At 42.4% G+C, this 543-nt stretch carries 1 pseudogene; it reads right to left on the reverse strand.

Annotated features, from left to right (window positions below):
• A pseudogene (locus tag ACTND6_RS11115) lies at window positions 1-447 on the reverse strand (ISL3 family transposase); the annotation flags it as partial.
• Between the last annotated feature and the right edge of the window lie 96 nt (window positions 448-543).

Consider the following 543-nt stretch of genomic DNA (forward strand, 5'->3'; position numbering starts at 1 on the left):
CATGTCCACGTGAGAATCAAAGATGGAGGCGACCGTAGTAGAAGAGATATAGTATCTTTTCGCAACGGAAGAGAATGTCTCGTTGTAATTTTTCAGATCATTAAGGATGTTGTAGACGGTAAGAGCGGAAATCTTCATTGATTTGAAGACAAACGGATTGTGCTCGTAGTACGTTTTCCCGCACACCGGACAGACATATCTCCGTGCATGATATCTGAGAGTGCATCGCCTGTCGGAAAGAACGGAGTGGGTAATGTTCTTGGTGACGTAGTTCTTGATGTGTGGCTGATCACATCCGCATATCGGGCACGGAACAGGATCAGAAACAAGAATAATGTCGATAATGACGGTGTTTCCAGCACGAATACAGCTTACTTCCTGAACGTCACTGTATTCGAGGTTGAAAAGCTGCAGTATGAATTGTTTTTCTTTATTTTCATCAAACATAAGATGATAGTCTCCTTACGTGAACATTAAAAAGCATCCAGAAGGAAAAAAGTGTCTCCGTCATGTTGGTAGAGAGAAAAAATGCGCAAGAGAGGA

The organism is Bulleidia sp. HCP3S3_C9, assembly GCF_052064035.1.
Taxonomy (GTDB): domain Bacteria; phylum Bacillota_I; class Bacilli_A; order Erysipelotrichales; family Erysipelotrichaceae; genus Bulleidia.